The organism is Methylogaea oryzae, from assembly GCF_019669985.1.
In the GTDB taxonomy this organism is placed as follows: domain Bacteria; phylum Pseudomonadota; class Gammaproteobacteria; order Methylococcales; family Methylococcaceae; genus Methylogaea; species Methylogaea oryzae.
The window spans coordinates 163,867-184,579 of sequence record NZ_AP019782.1; the positions used below are offsets into that span (position 1 = coordinate 163,867).

General features: G+C 63.9%; 17 protein-coding genes. 7 read left to right on the top strand and 10 right to left on the bottom strand.

Annotated elements, in window-relative coordinates:
* Positions 1-51: 51 nt before the first annotated feature.
* From K5607_RS00790 to K5607_RS00805, 4 genes are all read right to left on the bottom strand, one after another.
* A complete protein-coding gene (locus K5607_RS00790; RefSeq protein WP_221047920.1) occupies positions 52-1,473 on the bottom strand; it encodes a PhoH family protein in 1,422 nt (473 codons plus the stop codon).
* A gap of 143 nt (positions 1,474-1,616) precedes the next feature.
* On the bottom strand, positions 1,617-2,231 hold the full coding sequence (gene rdgB, locus K5607_RS00795; protein ID WP_054774410.1) for an RdgB/HAM1 family non-canonical purine NTP pyrophosphatase: 615 nt from the start codon (positions 2,229-2,231) through the stop codon (positions 1,617-1,619).
* A 9-nt stretch (positions 2,232-2,240) separates the two neighbouring features.
* A complete protein-coding gene (rph, locus tag K5607_RS00800) occupies positions 2,241-2,969 on the bottom strand; it encodes a ribonuclease PH (protein WP_221047921.1) in 729 nt (242 codons plus the stop codon).
* Positions 2,970-3,031: 62 nt separating this feature from the next.
* Positions 3,032-3,940: a serine/threonine protein kinase gene (locus K5607_RS00805; protein WP_054774480.1), complete on the bottom strand. Its 909-nt coding sequence runs from the start codon at positions 3,938-3,940 to the stop codon at positions 3,032-3,034.
* Positions 3,941-4,021: 81 nt separating this feature from the next.
* Between K5607_RS00805 and K5607_RS00810 the strand changes: the two genes are divergently transcribed.
* Positions 4,022-4,876: a YicC/YloC family endoribonuclease gene (locus tag K5607_RS00810; protein ID WP_246598922.1), complete on the top strand. Its 855-nt coding sequence runs from the start codon at positions 4,022-4,024 to the stop codon at positions 4,874-4,876.
* 220 nt (positions 4,877-5,096) lie between these two features.
* Positions 5,097-6,311, top strand: a complete 1,215-nt coding sequence (locus tag K5607_RS00815) for a tetratricopeptide repeat protein (RefSeq protein WP_221047923.1) — start codon at positions 5,097-5,099, stop codon at positions 6,309-6,311.
* Positions 6,312-6,314: 3 nt separating this feature from the next.
* Here K5607_RS00815 and K5607_RS00820 read toward each other — a convergent pair whose 3' ends face one another.
* The 3 genes from K5607_RS00820 to K5607_RS00830 form a co-directional block, all read right to left on the bottom strand.
* The gene (locus tag K5607_RS00820; RefSeq protein ID WP_221047924.1) at positions 6,315-7,244 is read right to left on the bottom strand and encodes a hypothetical protein; all 930 of its coding nucleotides are present in this window, start codon (positions 7,242-7,244) and stop codon (positions 6,315-6,317) included.
* 67 nt (positions 7,245-7,311) lie between these two features.
* Complete coding sequence (locus tag K5607_RS00825) at positions 7,312-7,998, bottom strand: DUF599 domain-containing protein (RefSeq protein WP_054774260.1); 687 nt, start codon at positions 7,996-7,998, stop codon at positions 7,312-7,314.
* 21 nt (positions 7,999-8,019) lie between these two features.
* Complete coding sequence (locus tag K5607_RS00830; RefSeq protein ID WP_221047925.1) at positions 8,020-11,202, bottom strand: bifunctional diguanylate cyclase/phosphodiesterase; 3,183 nt, start codon at positions 11,200-11,202, stop codon at positions 8,020-8,022.
* Between the two features lie 284 nt (positions 11,203-11,486).
* Between K5607_RS00830 and rnd the strand changes: the two genes are divergently transcribed.
* A complete protein-coding gene (gene rnd, locus K5607_RS00835; RefSeq protein WP_221047926.1) occupies positions 11,487-12,662 on the top strand; it encodes a ribonuclease D in 1,176 nt (391 codons plus the stop codon).
* Positions 12,663-12,665: 3 nt separating this feature from the next.
* Complete coding sequence (locus K5607_RS00840) at positions 12,666-14,216, top strand: bifunctional aminoglycoside phosphotransferase/ATP-binding protein (RefSeq protein ID WP_221047927.1); 1,551 nt, start codon at positions 12,666-12,668, stop codon at positions 14,214-14,216.
* On the opposite strand, the gene K5607_RS00845 is transcribed toward K5607_RS00840, so the two are convergent.
* On the bottom strand, positions 14,208-14,858 hold the full coding sequence (locus K5607_RS00845; protein ID WP_221047928.1) for an MBL fold metallo-hydrolase: 651 nt from the start codon (positions 14,856-14,858) through the stop codon (positions 14,208-14,210). The genes K5607_RS00840 and K5607_RS00845 overlap by 9 nt on opposite strands.
* Positions 14,859-15,293: 435 nt before the next feature.
* Positions 15,294-15,422: a hypothetical protein gene (locus K5607_RS18155; RefSeq protein WP_281427726.1), complete on the bottom strand. Its 129-nt coding sequence runs from the start codon at positions 15,420-15,422 to the stop codon at positions 15,294-15,296.
* Between the two features lie 179 nt (positions 15,423-15,601).
* On the opposite strand from K5607_RS18155, the gene K5607_RS00850 reads away from it, so the two are divergent.
* From K5607_RS00850 to K5607_RS00860, 3 genes are all read left to right on the top strand, one after another.
* Complete coding sequence (locus K5607_RS00850) at positions 15,602-16,147, top strand: hypothetical protein (RefSeq protein WP_221047929.1); 546 nt, start codon at positions 15,602-15,604, stop codon at positions 16,145-16,147.
* A 323-nt stretch (positions 16,148-16,470) separates the two neighbouring features.
* Positions 16,471-17,178, top strand: a complete 708-nt coding sequence (locus tag K5607_RS00855) for a LuxR C-terminal-related transcriptional regulator (protein WP_221047930.1) — start codon at positions 16,471-16,473, stop codon at positions 17,176-17,178.
* A 66-nt stretch (positions 17,179-17,244) separates the two neighbouring features.
* Positions 17,245-19,524, top strand: coding sequence for a putative bifunctional diguanylate cyclase/phosphodiesterase (locus tag K5607_RS00860; protein WP_054773834.1), 2,280 nt, complete (start codon positions 17,245-17,247; stop codon positions 19,522-19,524).
* Here the strand turns inward: K5607_RS00860 and K5607_RS00865 are convergent.
* Entirely contained in the window at positions 19,486-20,712 is a 1,227-nt protein-coding gene (locus tag K5607_RS00865; protein ID WP_221047931.1) for a thioredoxin domain-containing protein, read from the bottom strand. The two genes, K5607_RS00860 and K5607_RS00865, sit on opposite strands and share 39 nt — an antisense overlap.
* Position 20,713: the final 1 nt, after the last annotated feature.

The following is a 20,713-nucleotide window of genomic DNA, read 5'->3' on the forward strand; positions in this document are numbered from 1 at the left end:
CGGTGGTCAGCTTTCATAGTGGCGCTCGCCGCCGCCGCTTTCAAGGTCGGGCTATAAATTTTCCGAGGCGAAATCCGCCAGGCGCGAGCGTTCGCCCCGCTTGAGGGTGATGTGGGCGGCGTGCGGCCAGGGCCTGAAGCGATCCACCGCGTAGGTGAGGCCCGAGGTGGTGCCGGTCAGGTAGGGCGAATCGATTTGGCCGATATTGCCGATGCAGATGATCTTGGTGCCGGGGCCGGCGCGGGTCACCAGGGTTTTCATTTGCTTGGGGGTGAGGTTCTGCGCCTCGTCCAGGATGATGTAGCGGTCGAGGAAGGTGCGGCCGCGCATGAAGTTGAGGGAGCGCACTTTCACCCGCTTGAGCAGCACGTCCTGGGTGGCGGCTTTTTCCCAGCTGCCGCCGCTTTCCTCGCGGGCGGCCAGCAACTCCAGGTTGTCCAGCAGGGCGCCCATCCACGGTCCCATTTTTTCCTCCTCGGTGCCGGGCAGGAAGCCGATGTCCTCGCCGATGGGGATGGTTTCGCGGGTCATGATGATTTCCCGGTAGCGCTTGTCGTCCAGGGTCTGGCCCAGTCCGGCGGCCAGGGCCAGCAGCGTTTTGCCGGTGCCGGCGGTGCCCAGCAGGGTGACGAAATCGATGTCCGGATCGGTCAGCACGTTGAAGGCGAAATTTTGCTCCCGGTTGCGGGCGTGCACGCCCCAGGCGTTCAGGCCGCCCTCGCGGAAGTCTCGCGCCAGTTCCAGCACCGCCACGTCGCCCACCACCGAGCGCACCACGGCTTCGAAACCCGGCTGGGTCGCCTGGTAAACGAACTCGCAAGGGCTCCATTGCGGGACCAGCGGACCGCTCACGCGGAAAAAATTGCGGCCGTTTTCCTGCCACTTTTCGCCTCGGAGGCTGTGGCTGCTCCAGAAGTCCTCCGGCAGTTCGTAAGCCCCGCTATACAGCAGGTTGACGTCTTCCAGTACTTGGTCGTTGTGGTAGTCCTCCGCCCTTATCTCCAGCGCCGCCGCCTTGATGCGCAGGTTGATGTCCTTGGACACCACGATCACCAGGGTGTCGGGCCGCTCCTTGGCCAAGGCCAGGGCGGCGCTGAGGATGGAGTTGTCCGGCATGTTGCCGGTCATGCCTTGCGGCAGGCTGGCGTCCAGCGGATGCACCTGTAGGAAGAGCCGGCCGGCGCTGCTGCTGTCGATGCGGGCGGCGTACTCGGCGCTCGCCAGCGGAATGCCGTCGCGAATGGCGGCCAGGTCCATGTGCTGGATCAGGTCGTCCAGAAAACGGCTCACTTGGCGCACGTTGCGGGACAGTTCCGACAGGCCTTTCTTGGCTTTGTCCAACTCCTCCAACACCACCATGGGGATGAAGATGTCGTGTTCCTTGAAGCGGAAGATGGCCGTGGGATCGTGCATGAGCACGTTGGTGTCCAGCACGAACAGCTTTTTTTCGTTGGCAACGGCCGCGATATTCACCGGGATGGCCTCGGGTTGGGGAAGGGATAACCCAGTTTAGCAGGGCTGCCGGCCGGATTTGCCGCCGTTGTGGTTGGGGCGCGAAACCGCCGCGTTTTTCCGGCCCCTGGCGGGGCGGCGACGTGCGCGCGGCGCTCGGGGGATTAGCGCGGTTCCGTCCCGTTGAAGGCTCGTTCCAGCTGGGCGCATAACGCCCGCACCGCTTGTCCCCGATGGCTCAGGCGGTTTTTGACGTCCGGCGGCAGTTCCGCGGAGGCGCGGCCTTGCTCCGGCACCCAGAAAACGGGGTCGTAGCCGAAGCCGTTGTCGCCCCGGGCTTCCCGTAAAATCCGGCCTTCCCATTGGCCCAGGGCGACGAGGGGGCAGGGGTCGGCGGCGTGGCGCAGGAACACCATGGCGCAGATGAAGCGCGCGCCGCGTTGCTCGTCGGGCACGTCCTGCATGGCTTCCAGCAGCTTTTCCAGGTTGGCTTGGTCGCTGGCGCCGATGCCGGCGTAACGGGCCGAATAGACGCCGGGCGCGCCGTCCAGCCAGTCCACCGCCAGGCCGGAGTCGTCGGCCATGGCCGGCAGGCCGCTGTGGTGGGCGGCGTTGCGCGCCTTGAGGATGGCGTTCTCCACGAAGGTGAGGCCGGTTTCTTCCGCTTCCGGCGTGGCGAAGTCGGATTGCGGCAGCACGGTGTAGCGGCCCTCGCCCAGGATCGCTTGGATCTCGCGGATTTTGCCCCGGTTGCCGCTGGCGAGGACGATGCGTTCCATGGTCCGATCCTAGCCTTTGCGGGCGGCGTCGAGGGCTTCGCGCTGCTTGGCCATGAGCTCGGTGATGCCCTTGTCGGCCAGGTCCAGCATGGCGTTCAGTTCGTCGCGGCGGAAAGCGTGGCCCTCGGCGGTGCCCTGTACTTCCACGAAGGCGCCGGCGTCGTTCATCACCACGTTCATGTCGGTTTCGGCGGAGCCGTCCTCGGCGTAGTCCAAGTCCAGCACCGGCACGCCCTGGTGGATGCCAACGGACACCGAGGCGATCTGGCCGTGCACCGGACTGGCCTTGATCTTGCGGTTTTTGATGAGCTTGTCCACCGCCAGGCACAGGGCGACGAAGCCGCCGGTGATGGCGGCGGTGCGAGTGCCGCCGTCGGCCTGGATCACGTCGCAGTCGATGGTGATGGTGCGCTCGCCCAGGGCGGTCAGGTCCACCGCGGCGCGCAGGGAGCGGCCGATCAGCCGCTGGATTTCCTGGGTGCGGCCGGCTTGTTTGCCGCGCGCGGCCTCGCGGTCCATGCGCGAGTGGGTGGAGCGGGGCAGCATGCCGTATTCCGCCGTGATCCAGCCGCTGCCCTTGCCCTTGAGGAAGCCCGGCACGCGTTCGTCGACGCTGGCGGTGCAGATGACGCGGGTGTCGCCGAATTCCACTTGCACCGACCCTTCGGCGTGTTTGGTGTAGTGGCAGGTCAGCGTGATGTTGCGCAGCTGATCCGGTTGGCGTCCGCTGGGTCTCATGGGCAAGCTCCGGGTAAAAGTTGCGCAGTATACCTCAAGCGCCTGCGGCGGCCGCCGCAATCCTAGTCCCCGTTGTCCTGGATGGCGGGCAGCATGTAGCGCAGCTCCGCCGCCGTTTGCGGGCGCTTGGCTTGTTCCACCGCCATGGCCCAGTCGATGGCCTGCAGCAGGGGAGGGGAGTAGGTTTTCGCGTAGATGGCGGACGCCGGTTGCAATGGGTCTTCCTTGAGCCGTTCGATGGACGGCGGCGGCGCCCGGCCGTCCAGGCAGCTGCGCATGGTGGAGCCGAGGGCGTAAATGTCGCTCCACGGCCCGATGGTGCCGTGGCGCGAGCTGTATTGCTCGATGGGCGAAAACCCCTTGGTCAGTACCTTGCCCGGTTTCCAGGTGAGGGAGTTGGGATAGGGCTGCACGGCGCCGAAATCCAGCAGCAGCGGGCTGCCGCCGGGGCGGATGAGAATGTTTTGCGGCTTGATGTCCAGGTGCAGCAGGCCGGCAGCGTGGATGGCCTGAAGGCCGTCGAGCAGGGCGTAGAACAAATGCAGCAAAAACGTTTCGCTCAGGCGGCCCTTTTTTTCCGTGAGATAGTCGGAAAGGATGCGGCCGTAGCAGAAACTCATCACCAAATAGGCCGAGCCGTTGGCCTGGAAGAAACTCCGCACGTCCAAAATATTGGGATGCTTGAGTCGGGCCAGCACTTTGGCTTCTTCCAAAAAGTGCATGAGGCCGCGGGAAAACGCCCGGGCGGATTCCTCGTCGGTGGGGACGATGGCGTGGTTCTGGGCCCGGCTGGCCAGCTTGCGGGGAAAATATTCCTTGATCGCCACCTGCCGATGATCGGCCGCGCCGCGGGCCAGATAGACCAGGCTGAAACCGCCGCCCCCCAAGGGACGCTCGATGACGTAATCATCGATTTCGGTCCCTCGCGGCAAATAGGGCAGGCCGTTGGCGGGCGAAGCGTGGTGGTTCACTGGCGTCCCTGTAATCGTGCGGGGTTAATCGGTTAACATTCCCCAATCGAATAATTATAAGGAAAAGTTATGTGCCGGAGTATGACGGGATTTGCCCTCGAAGCAACCGAAGCCGGCGGATTCGCTCTGAGCTGGGAAATTCGCACGGTCAATCATCGCTACTTGGACGTGTCCCTGCGCTTGCCGGAAGCCTTCCGCTTCCTGGAAGGCGACCTGCGCAACCGGGTGGGCGGAGCGGTCAAGCGGGGCAAGGTGGACTGCATCCTGCAATGCCGGCGCCAGGCCGGCGGCGTCGGCGAGATCAAGGTCAACCAGGCGCTGGTGCAGAGCGTTATCCGCGCCGCCGACGGCATCCAAGGCCTGATGGCGCAGCCCGCCCCCTATAGCGCCCTGGACGTGTTGCGCTGGCCCGGCGTGCTGGGCGAGGCGGAAAACGAGCCGGAAAGCCTGCGCCAACCCATCGAAAACTTGCTGGATCAAGCCTTGGCCGCGCTGGTGACGGCGCGCGCGCGGGAAGGCCGGCAGTTGGCCGAGCAAATCCAATCCCGTTGCGTCCTCATGCGGCAACAGGCCGAAGCCGCCAAGATCCGCTTGCCGCAAGTGTTGCAGGGCTTGCGCGAACGCCTCGTCGCCCGTTTGGCGGAATTTAGCGTCAACGCCGATCCCGGCCGTTTGGAGCAGGAGCTGGTATTCCTGGCGCAAAAGCTGGATGTGGCGGAAGAGCTGGATCGTTTGGCCGAACACCTGGACGAAGTGGAGCGGGTGCTGCGGGCCAAGGAACCCATCGGCCGCCGCCTGGACTTCCTCATGCAGGAACTCAACCGCGAAGCCAATACCCTGGGCTCCAAATCCGCCGACACGGAAACCACCCGCGCCTCGGTGGAGATGAAAGTGCTGATCGAACAGATGCGGGAGCAAGTACAGAATATCGAGTAAGGCGCACGGCGCCGGCAAAGCGGCTTTTGCCGCGTTTCGCGGCAAGGGCGCGATGGCAGGCGCATGGCTCATGTCGATATCCTGTCGTTCGCGACTACAATTCCCGCAAGGTTTCGGTGCGAGAGGGCGTGCGATGGCGAATGGAAAATCTGGGGCGGGGAAGGCGGCGTGGGCCGCGCTTTTGTGGGTTTTGACCGCCCAGGCGGGGATCGATGAGGGCATGGCGGCTTTTCGCGCCGGCAGGTTCGAGGCGGCGTTGAAGGAGTTCGAGCCTTTGGCCGCCGGGGGCGATGCCTTGGCGCAGCTGCACTTGGGGATGATGTACGAGCAGGGCAGCGGCGTGCCGCGGGATTCGGCGCTGGCGGTGTCTTGGTTCCGTCGGGCGGCGGAGCGGGGCAATGCGGCCGCCCAGCGCAATCTCGGCGTGATGTATGCCACCGGCCGCGGCGTGCGGCAGGATTATGCCCAGGCGCTGGAGTGGTATCGCAAAGCGGCTGAGCAAGGGCACGCGGCGGCGCAATTCAACGTCGGCGCCCTCTATGCGAAGGGCAGCGGCGTGCCGCAGGACTATGCCCAGGCGCTGGCGTGGTATCGGCGCTCGGCCGATCAGGGCTATGCGGCGGCGCAATCCGCCATCGGCAAGCTGTATGCGGAGGGGTTGGGCGTGCCGCAGGACTATGGGCAGGCCCTGGCTTGGTACCGGAAGGCGGCCGAGCAGAACGACGCGGGCGCGCAGAACAACCTCGGGGTGTTCTTTGCCGGCGGGTTTTCCGTTCCCCAGGATTACGCCCAGGCGGCGGCTTGGTACAAAAAAGCCGCCGATCAAGGCCAGGCCGACGCGTTGTACAACCTCGCCACGCTGTATGCCCAGGGGCAGGGCGTGCCGAAGGACAGCCAGCAAGCCATGGCGCTGTATCGGCGGGCGGCGGAGAAAGGCCAGGTGGCGGCGTTGGCGCTGCTGGTCGCTCCGAAAAACGACCAGCCGCCGGCTGGGGGCGTCGCCGCCGCTCCGCCGGCTGCGCCTCCCCCGCCCGCGCCGGCGGCCAAAGCCCCCGAAGAGGCGCCGCGGCCGCCGGAGCCGGTGAAGGAGGCCGCCGAGGCGCCCGCGCAAGAGGAAGAGCGCGCCGAACCGCCTTCGCTGCTCGGCAAGTGGATTTGCGCGGGAACCGCCGCTTTGGGCGACGGCACGCGCAGCCGTGCCATCGAGGACAGTTTCGAATTTGTCGATGACGATCACGTCATCGTTTCCTCCAACGAGGTGAGCGGCACTTACGCCCTACGGGGGAGCCGCTTTACGCTGAAGTTGCCGGCCGTGGCGGTCGCCGCGGAGGGGCGCCTGGATTTCGTCGATGCGGACACGTTCCATCAGGTGACCGACGCGCCCAGCAAGGATGGGCGCGTGGTGCATCGGGACTATCGCTGCACCCGCGACTAACCCTCAGTTGCCCGCCGCCCGCGCCTGCAATTCCCGATAGGCGGCCACCTCGGCCAGCTTGGCCCGGCAAGCGGCGTCCGGCGTTTGGCCTTCCATGTGCTTGAAGTAGTATTCCAGCAGGGCGGCGGTGGCGATGGGCTCCAGGAAAGCGGCTTTCAGCACCCAGGACAGCGCGATGGCGAACACCAGCGGCCAAATGCCGGCGGACATGGGCAGGGCGGCGGCGATGTTGAAGACGGGCACTTGGATGACCAGGAACGACACCAGCCAGCCGGCGTAGACGAAGCCGTACATCCAGGCGGCGTTTTTATAGAAGCGCGGCCACTGCGCGGCGCAGGATTCCAAGGCGGCGAGCCCCGAGCGCCAGGCGTTGGCGTCCTTGCGGCGCAATACGGCCGCCAGCAGCACGTCGCCGACGCTGGCGGCCACTTGGCCCAGCGCCATTTGCACGGCTTTCACCACGTGCGGTTGCTTGACCGGCAAGCAGGCCGACCAGTCGCAGCCGATCGCCGGCAGGCTGCGCAGGCAGCCGCGCAGGGCGTCGTCCAGCCGGGCCAGTTCCGTTACGCTGGGAAAGCGTTCGGTGGTTTGCTGCTTGGCGTAATCCACTTGCGCCCGGCCGGCCGGCAAGGGGCGGCCGTCGCGGTTCTCCACCAGGATGAGCAAATGGCTGGCGCGCACGGCGTGCAGCAGGCTATGGCGGATCTTGTAGACGAGCCAGACGCACGCGGCGAAGCCGACAAAGGCGCCGGTGCTGGCGATGGGGCCGGGGTTGTTGCCGTAGGCGCCGATGGCGAAGCCGATGCCGGCGCCGCCCAGCACCGAAAGCATATAGGCCAGGCCCACCGCCAGGCTCACCAGAAAGCGGTAAATCACCATGGGCATGGTACTTTCGATGGTGCGAACCGCCGCCAACAAATTCACGTCCCACATGACTGCTCTCCCCGGATGTTGTTGTTATCGGATGGTTGGGCGGGGCCGGGCCCCGATCCGGGCCATGTTAATCCAAGCGGTGCAGCATCGCCAACAAGGCGTCGGACTTGAATTCGCGCCGGTACAACACCCACACCACCCACACCGTGGCGGCCATGAACAGCAGGGGGTGGATGAACCAGGCCAGGGCGCCCAGGCAGAAATAGTAGGTGCGCAGGCCGTAGTTGAAGGCGGAGCTGCCCAGCACCAGCACTTGCGCGGTGCTGTCGGCGAAGCGTTTGCGTTCTTCCTCCGATTCCTGCGGCAGCGGATTGCCGCCCACCATCATGGTGACGAAGGTCATTTGGCGCATGGCCCAGGTGAAGGTGAAGAAGGCGTAGACGAAGGCGACGATCAGCAGGGTCAGCTTGATTTCCCATAGGCCCGGCGTGGGGTCCGCCGCGAACGGAATGCTGGCCAGCACGTCCATGGCTTTTTGCTGCGAGCCGAGGATGGTCAGCAGTCCGCCCAGGATCAGCACGGTGCTGGTGGCGAAGAAGGTGATGTTGCGCTCCAGGGTGGCCAGCGCCGTGGCGTCGGCGATGCGCACTTCGCGCCGGGTGATTTGCTCCATCCAGCGCCGCGCGTATTTGTCCACGGCGGTGTACAGGCAGTCGGTGGTGCGGGCCTTGCGGCGGGCGTAGACGGTATAGCCGGCCCAGGCGAGCAGGAACCAGCACACCGCGACGATGTTGAGCAAAACGGTATCGAACATAGGGATAGTCGGTAATGGGGGTTATGCCGTCGCGGCCGGCGGCGTGTTGCGCAAGACGGTTTGGAACGCTTCGGCCCGTAACGGTTGGTCGAAATAAAAGCCTTGGGCTTCTTCGCAGCCTCTTTCCAGGAGGAATTGCAGCTGCCCTTCGGTTTCCACGCCCTCGCCCACCACGGTCAAACGCAGGCTGTGCGCCAGGTTGATGACCGCATTGACGATGGCGGCGTCGTCCACGTCCGTTTCCAGGTCGCGTACAAAACCTTTGTCGATTTTAAGGCAGTTGATGGGAAAACGCTTCAAATAGCTCAGGGACGAATAGCCCGTGCCGAAATCGTCCACCGCCAGTCTGACGCCCATATCGCTCAACGCCTTGAGGGTGTCCAGGGCGCCGTCGGTGTCCTTCATCAACGCGCTTTCGGTGAGTTCCAGCTCCAAGCATTGGGGCGTTAGGCCGGTTTCGTCCAGCGCCTGGCGCACGCTGTCGACGAAGTTGCGCTGGGTGAATTGCAATGCCGAAACGTTGACCGCCACGACCAGGTTTTGACCGCTGCTGCGTTGGAATTCCAGCATCTGCCGGCAGGCTTCCCGCAGGGCCCAGTCGCCGATGGGGACGATTAGGCCGCATTCCTCCGCCACCGGGATGAAGCGCACCGGCGAGACGATGCCCAGCTTCGGATGGTTCCAGCGCAGCAGCGCTTCGCAACCGACGACGCGGCGCTGCTTGATGTCCACTTTGGGTTGGTAGTAAAGCTCCAGCTCGCCCCGCTCCAACGCGCCGCGCAGGCCGTTCTCCAGGTGCAGACGCTCGTGGGCGGCGGCGTTCATCTCCTCGTTGAAGAACTGGTACGCGCCGCGGCCGGCCTGTTTGGCGTGGTACATGGCCGAGTCGGCGTTTTTCATTAACGTGACGATGTCGGTGCCGTCCAGGGGGTATATCGCCACGCCGATGCTGGAGGATATGGTCAGCGGGTGCCCGTCGATCATGGCGCTGTCCGCCAGCGTGTCGAGTATTTTTTGCGCCACGTGGGCGGCGCCGTCGCCGTCCGTTTCCGGCAATACCACCAGGAATTCGTCGCCGCCCAGGCGGCCCACGGTGTCCACTTCCCGCAGGCAGCCGCTCACCCGCTTGGCCACTTCCTGCAGCAAGCCGTCGCCGACGTGGTGGCCGAGCGAGTCGTTGATGAATTTGAAACGGTCCAGGTCGAGGAACAGCACCGCCATATTGGTGTCGCCCCGGTCGGCGGCGAGCAAGGCTTGTTGTATGCGGTCGCGGGTCAGGTTGCGGTTGGGCAGCTGCGTCAGCTCGTCGTAATGGGCGAGGAACTGGATGCGGTCCTCGGCTTGCTTGCGTTCAGTGATGTCGGAAAAAATGGCGACGTAGTGGCCGATGCCGCCGGCGTCGTCCCGCGCCACGCTGATGGACAGCCATTCCACGTAGAACTCGCCGTTTTTGCGGCGGTTCCAGATTTCGCCCTGCCAGTAGCCGGCGTCCTGCAGGCTCTGCCACAGGCGCTGGTAGAACGCCGCCGGCTGCCGGCCGGAACTGAGCATCTTGGGGTTTTTGCCGATCACTTCGTCCTGGCTGTAGCCGGTGATGTGCTCGAACGCCGGGTTGACGGCGATGATGGTGTTGTTCGCGTCGGTGATGACGATGGCTTCGGAGGCGGTCTTGAACACCTGCTCGGACAGGCGCAGTTTTTCCTCCGCCTGCTTGCGGTCGGTGACGTTGGTGGCGATGCCGCCCAGGTAGCGGTTGCCGTGGCGGTCGCTGAAAGGGAACTTCACCGACAGCCAAGTCTCCAGCCGGCCCTTGCGCACGGCCCGTTCTTCCATCACCTGGGCCTTGTGGCCCGCCAATACCGCCAGGTCGTTGTCGCGGAACGCTTGGGCGGCGTCCTTCGGCCACAGATCCTCGTCGGTTTTGCCCTGCCATTGTTCCGGCGAGGTGAAGCCGAAGCCTTTGGCGTAGGCCTTGTTGATGTAGATCAGCCGGCCTTGGGCATCCTTGACGAAGGCCAGGCCGGGGCTGTTGTCCATGAACAGGTTGAAGCGGTCCTGGCTCTCCAGCATTTTAGCGTTGGCTTTTTCCAGTCGCCGCCGTTGCAGCTGGGTGTTGTAGAGATGCCCGGCGAAGGCGCAACTGAGCAGTACGCCGACGGCCAGCACCACTTCCGGTTGCCGGCTGCGCCGATCTTCCAGGTAAGCGGGGGTGGGGTGTAGCTGCAACAGCCATTGGCGGCCGGCCACGTCGACGGTGCGGACGAAATCCAGTCCGCGATTGCGGGCAACGGCGATGTCGCTGTTTTTCGCCAGGCGATGGTAGATCAGCTCGTCGTGCTGATGGGTGTGGAGGTAGAACAGCACATCGACGCCTTGCTCCGGAAGCCCGGCGATGACGCCTTGCACCAGGTCGTCCAAGCGCAGGTCGGCGGCGACGAAGCCGCGCAATTGCCGACGGCGTTCCGCCGGTGTCTGCAAATGCGGGTTCCGGTAAATCGGCAGGGACAAGATGACCCTGCCGTTATTGGTTGCCGCCGCGTCGCCCTTTTGCGTGCTGAAATGGTAGGGGATGAACGTGGTCGCTTGGCCCGTATCCGCCGCCAGCCATTTGTATTCCATTTGCGCCGGGTTAGAGGCCACGTCGAATCCCAGCGCGCTGTCCTGCGCCGTGCGGGTGACTTCGTAGTAAACCGGCAAATGCGCCGTGCGTTCCCGCGCTCGCTCGAAGCCGGCGGTGGGGCCGGCTTCGACGAATTGGAATTCGGCTATCCCGTCCTGCCGCGCTTTGGCTTCGAAGGAAGCCCGTTCGTTGAGGGGGACCAGCGGCTGCCACTGCAAACGGTCGAGCTCGGGCAGCCATTGCAGCATTTCGCGCCCATAGCCTTGGAATTGGTCGCGGCCGACCGAGTCGCCGACGGTGAGCAAGGCGCCGACTGCGCGCAGCCCGTCGACCGCCCGAAGCAGCCGCATGTTCAGCATTTCGGCCCTCTCGGCCCCCACTTCTTCCAAATCCCGCTGCGCCGCGTCTTGTTGCGCGTTGCTGGACAGGTGGGAAAAAAAAGCGGATGCCGCCAACCCCAGCAGGAGCAGGGCGAAGGCGGCATTGGTCCACGCCGCCGGCGATGCCGGTTCCCGGGCGCTGTGTTCGGAGGAGGGCGCAGGCGAGTCCGCCTGCGGCGGAGAGGGCGGTACCGGGCTTGTCATGCCGGTGCTCCGCTCGGCGCGTTGGGGTGGGCCGGGCCCGCCGCTGGGAGAGGCTCGTCTGCTTTGGGCGGGCGCGAAGCCGGTAAGAGGCTGGCGCGGGCAGCGAACTTGGGATTGGTCATGGGGCGACGAAAGCAGCCTGTGGCAAATAGCATTAACGATTGTAGGGAAGTTTATGGCGTATTGACGCTCGCTCCCAAATAAAAATGTGCGCTGGTTCTCGTTTAGTGGAAGGTGCGCCGATCGGCTACAATTCGGGTTCTCACCGAGGATATATGCCCGCCATGTCCGCCCAATCCGCAGCCAAACCTTTGTTCATCGACACCGCCGCATCCCTGAATGCGTTTTGCCAATCCATCGCGGGCTGTACTTGGCTGGCCATGGATACCGAGTTCCTGCGCGACAAGAGCTACTATCCGCAGTTCTGCTTGCTGCAAATCGCCGCCGACGGCCACGTGGCCTGCATCGATCCCCAGGCTTTGCCGGACCTGGGGCCGCTGCTGGACATCCTGTACGATCCCAAAGTCACCAAAGTGCTGCACGCGGCCCGCCAGGACATGGAGATTTTTCACCAGCGCTACGGCCGTTTGCCCGCGCCGGTGTTCGACACGCAGATCGCCGCGCCCTTGCTGGGCTATGCCGACCAGATCGGTTACGCCGGTTTGGTGCAGGAGCTGCTGGGCAAGCAGCTGGAAAAAGGCCATTCCCGCACGGATTGGTCGCAGCGGCCGTTAAGCGCCGATCAGCTGAAATACGCGGCGGATGACGTCATCTACTTGGCCCGTTTGTACCCGGAGTTGTGCAATCGGCTGGAAGCCCTGGGACGCTTGGACTGGCTGTCCAGCGACTTTCAAGCGCTATGCGACCCGGCGCTGTACGAGAATCCGCCGGAAAACGCCTGGATGCGTTTGAGCGGCGCGTTCAAGCTGAAAGGCGCGGCGTTGTCCGTGCTGCAGGCCGTCGCTGCTTGGCGGGAGCGCACCGCGCAGAAAGAAAACCAGCCGCGCGGCTGGGTGTTGAAGGACGATGTGTTGTTCGACCTGGCCCGCTTGCAGCCCAAAGGCATGGAGCAGCTGCAAACCCTGCGCGCCATCGGCGACCGTACCCTCAAACGCCACGGCGACGAGCTCTGCGCCCTGGTGCGCCACGCCGTCGCCCAGCCGCCGCAACCCTTGGCGCTCAAAGCCCGTTCGGCGCCGGCTACGCCGGAGCGGGAGGCGCTGCTGGACGTGTTGGGCGCCGTGGTGCGGCTGCTGGCCGAGCGCCATACCCTCAACCCGGCGGTGGTGGCCGGCCGCAAGGATTTGGAGGCCTTGGTCGCCGGCGAGCAAAACTGCAAGCTGCGGGAGGGCTGGCGCCACCACCTGGTGGGGGCCGAGCTGGAGGCGCTGCTGCGCGGCGAGCACGATTTGCGCGTGGTGGCCGGCCGCTTGCGCCTGGAACCGCGTCCTCCCGGCTAAGCCATGGCGCCGCCGCCGCTGATCCAGGCGCTGCTTAACCCGGCCGTTTATCCGGCCGGCGCGGATCGGGTCGAGCTGGCGGAAACCCACATCTCCTGGGTGCTTTTGGCGGGCGACTACGCCTACAAGATCAAAAAGCCGGTGGACTTCGGCTTTCTCGACTTCTCCTCCCTGGCCAAGCGCCGCCACTACTGCGAAGAGGAACTGCGCCTCAACCGCCGTCTGGCGCCCGACCTGTACCTGGACGTGTTGCCCATCGCCGGCACGGCGGAAGCGCCCATTCTGGGCGGCGCCGGCGCAGCGCAGGAATACGCCGTGCTCATGCGCCGTTTCGACGAGGACGCCCGCTACTGCCGCTTGGCGGAGGCGGGGCGGCTGGGCGCGGAGCAGGTCGACGCGCTGGCTGACCTGCTGGCCGACTTCCACGCCCGCGCTCCTCGCGACGGCCAAGACGCGCCGGAGGCGTTCCGCAAGGCGGTCGAGGAAAACTTCACTCCCCTGCTGGCGCGTTGGCCGGATGCCGACTCCGCGAGACGGCGCGAGCTCGACGCCCTGCATCGTTGGGCGACGGAACGGCTGGAGCGGCTGCGCGCCCTGCTGGTCCAGCGCCAACGTGAGGGCCGCGTGCGCGAATGCCACGGCGATCTGCACCTGGGCAATCTGGTCTGGCACGAGCGCAAATCCCTGCCGTTCGACTGCATCGAATTCAGCGCGGGCCTGCGCTGGCTGGACGTGCTGAGCGAGCTGGCCTTCACCGCCATGGACCTGGAGGCCTACGGGCTTCCGCGCCTGGCTTGGCGGTTGCTGAACCGCTATTTGGAGCACACCGGCGATTACGCCGGCTTGGCGCTGTGGGACGACTACCGCGTTTACCGCGCCTTGGTGCGGGCCAAAGTGGCGGCATTAGGCGCCGGCGCCGTTTTGGAGGGCGCGTCCTTGGCCGCCTGCGAGCGCTATCTGGCCCTGGCCGGACGCATCGCCCACGGCCGCCGGCCTTGGCTGGTCATCACCTGCGGCGTTTCCGGCAGCGGCAAAACCCGGCTGAGCGGGATGCTGCTGGAGGTGTTGGAGGCCGCGCGGCTGCGCAGCGACGTGGAACGCAAGCGGTTGCACGGCCTGGCGGCGACGGCGGCCAGCGGATCCGGCCTGGGAGACGGTCTTTACAGCCGGGACGCCAGCCGTCGCACCTACCGGCATTTGCTGGACACCGCCGAAGCGCTGTTGCGCGCCGGCCAGCCCGTCATCGTCGACGCGGCCTTTCTCGGAAAGCATGATCGCGACGCTTTTCGTCGTCTGGCCGAAGCTTGCGAAGTTCCTTTCCTTATTCTGCACACCGTCGCCCCCGCCGGCTTGCTGCGCGAACGAGTCGCGCAACGCTTGAGGGCCGGCGGGGACGCTTCCGAAGCCACGCCGGCGGTGTTGGAGCGGCAGCTGGCGGTTTTCGAGCCCCTGGCCGGCGAGGAGGCGCTATGCGCGGTGACGGTGGATACCGGCGCTGGCGTCGGCGAGGAGGCGCTTACGGCCGATATCGCCCGGCGTTTGCGCCTAGCGTAGCGGAGCCGCCCGGTCTCCCACGAACGGATTGGAGCGTCGTTCCTCGCCGAATGTGGACATGGGGCCGTGGCCGGGGATGAAGGCGACGTCGTCGCCCAGAGGCCAGAGGCGCTCGCGGATGGAGCGCAGCAGGGTGTTTAAGTCGCCGCGGGGGAAATCGGTGCGGCCGATGGAGCCCTGGAACAGCACGTCGCCCACCAAGGCCAGCCGGTCGGCCGGCGAATAGAACACCACGTGGCCGGGCGTGTGTCCCGGGCAATGCAGCACCTCCAACTCCGCCTCGCCGACCGTCACCGTATCGCCATCCTCCAGCCAGCGATCCGGCTCGAACGCGGGTATCGGCGGCAGTCCGAACATGCGTCCTTGCTCGGGCAGCATGTCTATCCAGAAACGCTCTTCCTTGTGCGGCCCTTCCACCGGGATGCCCAAGCGCTGCGCCAATTCCGCCACGCCGCCGGCGTGGTCGATGTGGCCGTGGGTGACGAGGATTTTTTCCAGCGTCAGTCCGCGCCGTTCCGCTTGGGTGAGGATTTGATCCACGTCGCCGCCGGGATCCACTACGGCGCCTCGCAGCGTGGCGTCGCACCAGAGCAGTGTGCAGTTTTGCTGAAAAGGGGTGACGGGAACGATGAAGTAACGCATTGATCCACTATACCGCGAAATGGCGGTCGGCATCACGTCGCGCTGCCGGCCGGTTTTTCCCGGCCTTAGCCGGAACCCGCGGCGATAGGTTTGTTGAGGTCAGGTTCCAATACGGGATATGGGGTTTTTAATCATGGGCCGGCCGGGTATTGTTACGTTTCCGAGACAGTACGGTTACAGTCAGGATACGGTATCGCCGTTTCTTTCGGGAAAAGCCTGGTTTTTCCCGCCCTCTGAGGTTTTCACTAGCTGGTTTCTTCGGGGCCGTTGCCCATAATCCCCGGCACGTTGTGCGTCCCGCTTGCATTTCGGTTGTATATAAGCGCTTGCTTCTGAGTGCCCCGGCGCATAGCGATCGCCTCGATTTGGATGTTTCTTTAAGGCTATCGGATTATGGAATTCTTTATTTGCAAAAAAGCTAAAAAGATCATGTCTTTAAAGCATTGCCGAAACAATGCGGCTGTCAGCCGGTGTCGCGATGCCAGCGGCATATCGATACATTGCAATGACGATCGAGAAGCTGTGGTCAGCAAAAAGTATACGGCTGACGAGGTTTTTGCCCATGAATGTATCAGCGAGTATCGCTCGAAATGCATGGCTGAATCATGAGGGCGGAACGGCGCAGCGACGTAATGATTCGAGCGGGCAAGGCCCGGACGCCGCTGTATCGGTAATCATGGAGCGCGGCTGGTTCGTCGCCGCGGCAAAGTGGGGTGCAAGTGTTTGTCTATCGTATTAGGAGTATGCCGTTAATTCACGGCGGCGAGAAGTTTCAGGCATCGTTTCGGAATAACGTGGCGCCGAGCAGGATTGTCGTGTTTTCCGAGGCGTTAACCATCGATTCCCATGGAACCTGCGTCATCGTTAAGGACGTTGGTGCGCGGCAAACCAAGTATTTGATGATTGGCGAGCCCGCCTGCCAAGCCTGCGGGAAATGCGCAAGGGTGCCCTTGCTGGCGGATACGATACTCGTCGACGGCCGGGAAACGGAGGTGGAGCTGAAATGCTACGATTTACGGGTGTCTGAAGCGGCCAAAGCCTATTGCATGGCGCGGGGCGTTCGTTTGACGCAATTATCGAAACGGTCCACTATCGTTTTACGCAATGCCGCGCAGGGAGCCGCTAGCCCGAAAGCGGCGCTTCCGGTATATCGTTGCCAAACCGCCAGGCCGCAGGACGCGGCCACGGACGATCTGCGGTTGCGTTATGGTTTTCGCGGACGTTTCGACAGAATATCCAGCGGTTTTGTGTGGGATATCGGCTGCAGCGCGCAGCGGCATAACGTTTGATCGGCCGCGCGCGGCGTGCGTAGGCTATAAAACCGGCATAGCCTGCGCATTTCACCAGCTATGCAATGTGCTGTATTGACGCGATGCTCTCCCGATCCTGTTCAGGGTCCTGATTCTTGCCGGGCTAAGCTTGACGATGATCGCTGCAAGGCAGCGAAGGGATCTTAGGAATAAGAACCTGCGTCGGGTGCGCGCGGCGGGTCGTCGGAGGAATGCTTATCGTAAGCGGTTCCGCATAGGGGCGATGCCGTATATAGGCGAACGCGGCGTTTTTGTGTTACGAATGCATTCGACTTCGAGACATCGGATAGCTGGGGGGTGCTATGTGCGTATTAACAGAGCGCGAGCGGCAGTGCGCCGCGCTGCTGGCCGAAGGGAAGCGGCTCGATGAAGCGGCCCACATTATCGGCATTTCCAAGCGGACGCTGGATTTCCATTTATCCAACGCCCGCCGCAAACTCAACGCCAAAACGACCACCCAGGCGGTGTTGCTGTACAGCGCCTGCGGCTGCTCCTCGCACGGGGTAAGCAGGACGACGGATAGGCGGGCCAATCAGCGCCGTCGTTTCGACAAGGTGTCCATGCTGATGTTGTCCCGGCCGGCGGCTTCGAGCAACGCTCGGAGCTGGATACAGACCCTGGTGGATAAGAGCTACGTGCGCTGCGCAACGACCGGCCGCTTCGCCAGCGATTTTTACCAGGCTTTTCTAAACAGTTCGCCGCTGGTCGCGGAAAAGTTCGCAAACACCGACATGGAGCATCAAGCCCGTTTGTTGGACTACGCCATCCGGACCCTGATTTTGTTTTTTCGGGATCCGATGGCGGTGACGGTGGAAACGATCAGGGCGTTGGGCGTGTTGCATGACCGGCAGCACCTGAACATCGACCCGAGCCTTTACGATCCCTGGCTGGACGCGTTGCTGGCCGCCGTGGAAAAAAACGATCCCGACTTCAATCGTCAACTGGCGAATGCCTGGGGGCAGGTTGTGCGCCACGGCGTTGCGGCGATGCGATCGGTGCGCGAAGGCTAGCGGCGGGGCAGGGGTGTTCAGGCACGCGGCTGGAAGAGGCGAGCGCGTCATCGGCTTGAGTCCGCCATGATCGACGCCGATTGCCTGGCGGGGCGCCAAGACGAAATCGCTTGGCGGGCCCGGAAGTCGGTGGTGGTCGAACAGATGCTGATCGGTGCGCCTCTGCTGACGGTTTTAAGTACGCTATGCGACCAAGCGGCCATGCAGGCGCCGGGTTTCGGTTGCTGCGCGCTGGTTTACGATCCCGCTTCGGCTTGTTTCTTCGATGTCGTCGGCGCCGAGCCCGCGGACATCGCCCTTCTGCGGTCCGCTTTGGCCGCTCACGATTGCGTCGCCCAGTGGCGCATGTGCGCCGATCTAACACCTTGCGCCGAGCTGGCTTTCGATCGCCGCGATATCGTCGAATTGGCCGCTTCGGCCCCCGGCGGCGCGGCCCCGCGATGGGCGGTCGCCCCGGTCTTTAGCGAGCATAATGTTTTTTACGGCGTCCTTGTGCTGCTCGCCGAGCCTGGGGCGTCCGGTTTTGGCGAGCCCGTCCGCGCAGTGTTGCGCGATGCGTCCGCGCTGGCGTCCATGGCGGTTAAGCACCGGCAAACCTTGGATAAGTTGCGCATCACGGAGATCGTGTTCGACGCCAGCCAGAGCGCGATTATCGTCACCAACGAAGATAATCGCATCATTTCGGTTAACCCTTCGTTTACCAGGATAACCGGGTATTCCCTTGAGGACGTTTGGTTGAAATCCCCGGCCATTTTGAGTTCCGGACGGCATACCCGCGCGTTTTACAAGGATATGTGGCAATCCCTGTACGAACACGGCACTTGGCACGGCGAGACGTGCAACAGGAAAAAGAACGGCGAATTGTATTACGAGTGGCTTACCATCACCGCTCGCAAGGATGGCCAAGGACGCGTGGAAGGGTATGTCGGTATGTTTACCGATATTTCCGACTTGAAAGACGCGCAGCGGATTATCAGTTATCAAGCCTCCCATGATTCCCTGACCGGCCTGTTGAACCGGCGTTCATGCGAAGAATATATCAATAAAGCGGTTCAGCAGGCTTATAAGGATGGGCCGCGGTTCGCGATCCTGTTCATCGATCTCGACGATTTTAAATACGTCAACGATACCCTGGGCCATTCCGGCGGAGACCTGCTGTTGAGGGAGGCGGCGCGGCGCATGCAGCTGTGCACCCGCAAGCTCGCCGCCGATCGTTGCGGCGATGTGTTGGGCCGCTTTGGCGGCGACGAATTCGTTCTGGTCGCCGGGGGCATGGAGTCGGAAGCGGACGCGGTCAATATCGCGGAGAAAATCATCGCGGATTTAAGCCGCGACTACGACGTCGCCGGCACCGTCGTGCACGTGTCAGCCAGCATTGGCATCGCGATTTATCCCGACGACGCCGACGACACGAAAACGCTGCTCAATCGCGCCGATCAGGCCATGTACGAAGCGAAGCGACTGGGACGCAGCCGTTACGTGCGATATTCCCCGTCGATCCACTACGCCGCTCATACTCGCGCGCAGATCAAGGCCGGCTTGAAGCAGGCGCTGCGGCGGAATCAGTTGTCGGTTTACTACCAGCCGATGGTCGACCTGGCCTCCGGAAGGCCGATCAAAGCGGAGGCTCTAATCCGCTGGCGCCACCCCAAGTTGGGCTTTGTTAGCCCGGCGGTGTTTATTCCGCTAGCGGAAGAAGCCGGCATGATCGAGGAGATCGGGCTTTGGGTATTGAAAAAGGCGCTGCAGAACTTGAAGGAGTGGCAGGCGGCGGGACGGCGGGATATAGGGATCAGCATCAATTTGTCGCCCCATCAGCTGGCTGGCCCAAGATTCGCGGATTCCATGCTGAAACTGATAGCCGACGCCGAAGTGCCGGCCGAGTTTGTCACTTTCGAGATCACCGAAGGGGTTATTATCAGCGACCATACGGATTGCCACAGCAAGCTGAAGCGATTAAAGCAACGGGGCGCCACCATTGCGCTGGATGATTTCGGGACCGGGTATTCGTCGCTGAGTTACATTAAAAAATACGACATCGATTACATTAAGATCGACAAGGTTTTCGTGGACGGCATCGATACCAACGAGGAAGACCGGGTGTTGGTGGAAACGATGATCGTCATGGCATCCAAGCTTCGCATCAAGGTTGTGGTGGAAGGCGTTGAAACGGAGTCTCAGCTCAATACCCTGAGGGAGGTCGGCGCTCAGGTGATACAAGGCTACTACTTCAGCAAGGCTTTGCCCCACGAGGAGTTCAGCGCTTGGCTGCTGGACGGCGCGCGAAGTTCGGGAGACGCGGCCGCGTCAGCCAAAACGCAGCCAGTCGGGACGAAACCACAGTAGCGTCCCCAGCAACAGCAGCAGCAAGCCGCCCAACAGGCTGCTCCAGCGGGAGTAGCTCTGGGTTAGCCGGATCCGGTCGAACCCCCACAGCGCCAGGCCGAACACGGCGAAGTCGTCGGCCATGTAGAACAGAATGTAAATCCCCAGATAAAACTGCGTGGCCCATATCCCCGGCCGGTTGAGCTCGATGATTTTGGTGAAAGTCTGCGGATAACCGATGGAGCAGGCGAATTCGGCGACGTTCACGGAAAACGCCAGGGCGACGATGCCCGCGGCGGTGAGCAGGGTGAGGGGCGCGTCCGCCAGTTGCTTGATGCTCTGCACGGCTAGGCTGCGCTGCTCCAGGCTGGCGATGCGGCAGGCCATCTCCGTGCCTAGCGACTTATACCACTCGTAGAGGAAAAACAGCCCGCCGCACACGGCCAGGATGCCCACGGCCGGCGTGACGTAGCGGCTCAGGCCGATGAAGTCCCAGACGCGGAACCAGACGTTGAGGATCAGGTAGTACATCACCGCTTCGGCCAGTATGAACAAGCCTGCCACCGTCCACATGCGGCGTTTGGAGCCGACCCGCGTCAGCGCCAGCAGGAACGTCACGAGCACCCACATGGCGCAGGGGTTGAAGCCGTCGAGAAAGCCCAGCACCGAGGCCAGCGCCGGTAGCGGCCAGGCGGCGACATCCACCACGCCCAGCGCCGGCAGCTTTACCAGCAGCGATGCTTGGTCCGGCGGCGGTTGCGGGGGCGGCGTCGGGGCCGCCGCCGCCAGCAGTGCCGCAAAGCCTTGCACGGGGTTGCCGCGCTGCTCCGCCACTAGCGCGCGGATGCGCGCGCCGGTGGTTTCGGCGCTGTCGAAGCCCTGCAGCAACTCGCCGCCGACGGCGGTGATGGGCAGGGAGAGGGGCAAGCCGTAAGTCTGGGTAATGTCCCGAAACAACCGGCCGCCTTCCGCCGTGGCGATGTCGTAAGTCTCTGCGGACACGCCGTTGTCCTCTTCCCGCAGGGTTTGCAGGAAGGCTTTTTCCGCCTCGCAGTGGCGGCAGCCGCTGCGGACAATGGCCTCTACCGCCACCGTTTGCGCCGCGTGCGCCGCAGGGAAGGGCGGGACCAGGCAGGCGGCCAGCAGCCAGAGCAACGTCAGGGCGGCTTCCAGGGCGCCGACACCGCTGTGACGTCGCGGCCGGCTCACG